General features: G+C 38.3%; 5 protein-coding genes. 1 reads left to right on the top strand and 4 read right to left on the bottom strand.

Annotation, left to right across the window (positions count from 1 at the left end):
• Nucleotides 1–295: 295 nt before the first annotated feature.
• The 4 genes from LEP1GSC192_RS00025 to LEP1GSC192_RS00010 form a co-directional block, all read right to left on the bottom strand.
• On the bottom strand, nucleotides 296–901 hold the full coding sequence (locus LEP1GSC192_RS00025) for a hypothetical protein (RefSeq protein WP_085988894.1): 606 nt from the start codon (nucleotides 899–901) through the stop codon (nucleotides 296–298).
• 75 nt (nucleotides 902–976) lie between these two features.
• The gene (locus tag LEP1GSC192_RS19750; RefSeq protein WP_157186871.1) at nucleotides 977–1,813 is read right to left on the bottom strand and encodes a hypothetical protein; all 837 of its coding nucleotides are present in this window, start codon (nucleotides 1,811–1,813) and stop codon (nucleotides 977–979) included.
• A gap of 160 nt (nucleotides 1,814–1,973) precedes the next feature.
• On the bottom strand, nucleotides 1,974–2,684 hold the full coding sequence (locus LEP1GSC192_RS00015) for a hypothetical protein (RefSeq protein WP_157186870.1): 711 nt from the start codon (nucleotides 2,682–2,684) through the stop codon (nucleotides 1,974–1,976).
• A gap of 209 nt (nucleotides 2,685–2,893) precedes the next feature.
• On the bottom strand, nucleotides 2,894–3,313 hold the full coding sequence (locus LEP1GSC192_RS00010) for a hypothetical protein (RefSeq protein WP_020767861.1): 420 nt from the start codon (nucleotides 3,311–3,313) through the stop codon (nucleotides 2,894–2,896).
• Between the two features lie 92 nt (nucleotides 3,314–3,405).
• Between LEP1GSC192_RS00010 and LEP1GSC192_RS20165 the strand changes: the two genes are divergently transcribed.
• Nucleotides 3,406–3,525 carry a TraY domain-containing protein gene (locus LEP1GSC192_RS20165; protein ID WP_157186869.1) on the top strand — a complete coding sequence of 40 codons (120 nt, stop codon included), beginning with the start codon at nucleotides 3,406–3,408 and terminating at the stop codon, nucleotides 3,523–3,525.
• The last annotated feature ends 69 nt before the right edge of the window (nucleotides 3,526–3,594 follow it).

Raw genomic sequence — 3,594 nt, 5'->3', positions numbered from 1 at the left:
AAAGTAACTGCCTGTTCATTTTGATCAGGAGATACACACGAATTCATTAAGACTAATAGTATTATATAAAAAAATATCTTTTTCATAGAAAGAAAGTCATAGCAATGGCTTTCGCATAACGACCAAGGTGTTCCGACGTTTTGCGAGTGCGAAGCACTTGGCACGAGACTTGCCACTGCAAGACGAGTGACAAAGCAAAATGTGCCGAAGGCCAAGCGAGAGTTGCGAAGCAAGCTCGAAGCGCTGCGGAAGCACCGACAGTTATGCGATGTGCCCAAGACTTATAAACAAATATTCAGAATTTTATTCCGAAATCTAAATGATTCGAGATAATATCTTTTATATATTTGTTTTTACTATCAAAAACACCAGCCACTATCAAGCTTCTAATTTCCTTTGATTCGAATTCATTGATAACTTTAGAAATATCAAAGGTGTCTTCTTTTCTCAAAAGATTGAGCAAAGTCGTTACAATAATCTGCAAATATTCATTTTTTATATCAAGATTATTGAAACTTATGCTTTTAAACTTCTCTATTTCAGCACTAATGAATTCAATTAAAGGTTTAGAGATAAATACCTTTGTCTGCCTAATTGCTGCACTTATTAAATTAATATTCTTGAGAATCTCGAGTTTTTTATAATAATCTTCTTCTGAATTTAAGAAAGAAATAATCTCATAAGCCGTTTTACTATCCGTTTCCGCATCCAAAGATTTGGATTTTTTAATAGTTAATAGAAATTCTGAACTAATATCTTCTTTCATTATGTATTTTATAGATAAATTTTTTGGGCATGGCGTATAACGACCAAGCCTAGCCGACGTTTCGCGAGTGCGTAGCACTTGGCGCGAGGCTTGCCCTGCAAGACGAGTGACAAAGCGAAATGTGCCGTAGGCCAAGCAAGGGTCGCTTTAGCGATCCCGCAGCGCTGCGGCTGAGGCGAAAGTTAGACGACGTTGTAGTCGTAAAGTAAACTAGTTAACAGATACTTCAAGCGATGAACTTAGAAAAACCACCCATGTTTTACTTGGGTGACCTATAATCTCAAATTTCAAAGTATTATCTCCTTCATGTAAAGCATTCAAAGCAGAAGTATCGGTGATTTTAAAAGATTGTGGGGAACAATTGATAAATTCGTGACCACTATTTCGAGGAGGTACACCCGCATTTAACCATGGCTTCAAAGCTGTTCCTTTTGGAATGGTTAATTTTTCCTCGAATAATTTTATATTATTAGTACTCACTCTAAGAGTGATCGGATAATCGTCATTTTTGCAACCTACTATATTTAGTGTTGCTCCACGTATTCTTTGCTCTCCAATCGCTATATTATAAATAGCAAACCCTGGTTGATCATTATAAAATCCGACATCACATGTGCCTTCGGGACAATAGCCATTAAAAGTTTCACTTGTGCTGAGACCTGGCGAAACCCTTTTGCCCTGTACAAGTGCTATCAAACGACGTATGTCAGCACGCTGAGGACCCTCTGGAAGACTATTTAATAAAGAAATTAACTGATCCATCGTTCCAGGCTTATCTTTTAAACCAACTGCTAAGCCAGAGATAGCCATCTTTCGAGTTTTATCATCTTTCAAATATGGTAAGTATGTAGCAATTAAAGTCGACTGTGAGACAGAAAGCTCTCTCTCGTTATAATTCTGTCCGACTAAAAAGACAGCTATTGGAAGCAAAAGGGCTGATGACCAATCTTTTAAAGAATTTATAAGTTTTAACAAATCTTTAGACATCATATTTTCCAGTTGTATATTTTCTTGAATAAAGTTATTACAATGTCGTCTAACGACCAAGCCTAGCCGACGTTTCGCGAGTGCGCAAGCACTTGGCGCGAGGCTTGCTTAGCAAGACGAGTGACAAAGCGAAATGTGCCGGAGGCCAAGCAAGGGTCGCGTAGCGATCCCGCAGCGCTGCGGCTGAGGCGGAAGTTAGACGTAGTGGTCCGATCGTTATCTATTGTGGGTTAATAAACTGTCCAAAGACCCAACCTACATCTGAATAACAACCATTATACGCATTTGAAGACACCGCTATTAAATACCAATAATTTTCCCACTGGCCAATTCTTACCTTTTGAGTCTGGCGTCCTATTATAACGATATCTTTTCCAGTCGGAATATATTCACTTTCCATCTGTTGGTGATCCTCATCAATATAACTACATTTGAATGAAAGGGAATTCTGATTTGGATTCTCACGGAATTTGACATTAGCTGTCGTTTGAGAATTAATCTGCCCAACAGTAACTATTTCTATACCTTTATATTTTCTATTTTCTCCAGATCCTAACTCACTACTGTAATTCCAAAAAAAGGAATTCTCTCCGCAATTTAAGCGCTGAGTATAATATAAGGATTGATCTGTCTTTTCTAAAATACACTTCTTGCTTTTAACCGGCTTGTTTTCTGGAGTGCACCCTGGATTCTTCTCAGGTTCTAAAAACACTTGATTGCTTTTAATTTCAAAAGAGCCGCTATAACCCCCGCATCCTTCTCCTGCATAATACTCAGTATATGTTTGATCTTCCTTAAACTCTAGGACCCAACCCTCCCCAGTTATAATATCTTGTCCCCAAGCTGTTGTTACTAAAAGTTTTTTATCAATTCTATTACTTGAACACGCAAATAGCGAAAATGATAAACTCAGAAAATACAAAAGTTTCATTATTATTTTAATCATTCCTTTTCGGACCATTACGTCTAACGACCAAGCCTAGCCGACGTTTCGCGAGTGCGTAGCACTTGGCACGAGGCTTGCCATGCAAGACGAGTGACAAAGCGAAATGTGCCGGAGGCCAAGCAAGGGTCGCTTTAGCGATCCCGAAGCGCTGCGGCTGAGGCGAAAGTTATACGCCGTATGCGCATACCTAAGGGCTATTTCCAATCTTCAGTATCTCTGTATCTTGATAATTCTACTAAGTCAAATTGATCCTGCCCTATTGATCTTTCAAGACCAAGCAATTTTAAAACATTATTAATTGCATTTGATTGAAAGGAAAATTCTTCAACAATCGAACCATTTCGAAATAACTGAGCCGTTTGACCACCCGTACCACCGAAAAACTCAGCGGAAATAAGTGCGAATTTGGAATCATTTGATCTAACGGAAAGCCAGCGAATAATTTCTGACTCGAAATTCTCATTGTTTTCGATATTTATTTTCTTTAAAAACTCTCTCTTTAATGGAATCATTGCGAATTCATGAGGTAATTCTATAATAAAAGATTCTTCAGATTTAAAACTCTTTCCGATCTCTTCTCTTTTTCCGATTATTGCTTCCAGAAAATATCCCATAATTTCCTATTTAATTTACTGTTTTCGCATTCTATTTTTGCGCATATGGCGTATAACGACCAAGGTGTTCCGACGTTTGCGATGGCACGAGTTTGCTTTGCAAACGAAGTGACAGAAGCAAATGTGGCGAAGCCCAAGCGAGAGTTGCGAAGCAAGCTCGAAGCGCTGCGGAAGCACCGAAAGTTAGGCGATGCGACCGCACCTACTTGTAACTATCTTTTCTTTGATCTACATCAACAAATATTACTAATAGTTCGTTATCTTTAATCAAATAGAACAAA

Source organism: Leptospira sp. B5-022, assembly GCF_000347035.1.
Lineage (GTDB): Bacteria > Spirochaetota > Leptospiria > Leptospirales > Leptospiraceae > Leptospira_B > Leptospira_B cinconiae.
The sequence above is the reverse complement of the archived record's forward strand: the minus strand, read 5'-3'. Positions and strand labels throughout refer to the sequence as shown.